Annotated in this window: 2 protein-coding genes; both read left to right on the plus strand. The window is 34.5% G+C overall.

Annotated features, from left to right (window positions below; translation table 11 throughout):
- Positions 1–288: type II toxin-antitoxin system RelE/ParE family toxin (locus tag I5M32_RS16605; RefSeq protein ID WP_200588292.1), on the plus strand; the 288-nt coding region annotated here is incomplete at its 5' end.
- Positions 278–580, plus strand: a complete 303-nt coding sequence (locus I5M32_RS16610) for a helix-turn-helix domain-containing protein (RefSeq protein ID WP_133263237.1) — start codon at positions 278–280, stop codon at positions 578–580. The genes I5M32_RS16605 and I5M32_RS16610, both read left to right, overlap by 11 nt.
- Positions 581–603: the final 23 nt, after the last annotated feature.

A 603-nucleotide genomic window follows, 5' to 3' on the forward strand; every position in this document is an offset into this window, starting at 1 on the left:
TATGAAAGTCAGAACGACAAAGTGCAGGCGAAAATCGAATGGACTTTAAATCTGATAAAAGTTACTCCTAAAGTCCCCGAAAAGTTTTTTAAGCATATGCAAGGGACAAAAGGACTTTACGAAATCCGGGTAGAAGTCGGAAGTAATATTTACCGAATATTTTCTTTTTTTGACAAAGGAAATTTGGTAGTTCTTGGAAATGGTTTTCAGAAGAAAAGTCAAAAGACACCAAAACAAGAGATTGAAAAGGCACTTAAAATAATGGAGGAATATCAAAATGACATCTAAAAAAAACATAACGACATTAGACGAAATTCTTGACAAGAAATACGGAGAAAAAGGAAATCCAAAACGTGAAGAATGGGAACAGCAATTTGAAGCTTTCCGACTTGGTGCATTACTTGAAGAAGCTCGAACAAAGTTGGGAATGACACAAGAACAACTTGCAGAAAAATGTGGGACCAATAAATCCTATATTTCAAGAATCGAAAATGACGCATCTGACATTAGACTTTCAACTTTAATGAAAATCATTCAGAAAGGTTTAGGCGGACATTTAAAGCTGACTCTTCAAGTTTAAGAAAAAGAAGTACTGGCTATAAC

It is taken from the genome of Pedobacter segetis (assembly GCF_016623585.1).
In the GTDB taxonomy this organism is placed as follows: domain Bacteria; phylum Bacteroidota; class Bacteroidia; order Sphingobacteriales; family Sphingobacteriaceae; genus Pseudopedobacter; species Pseudopedobacter segetis.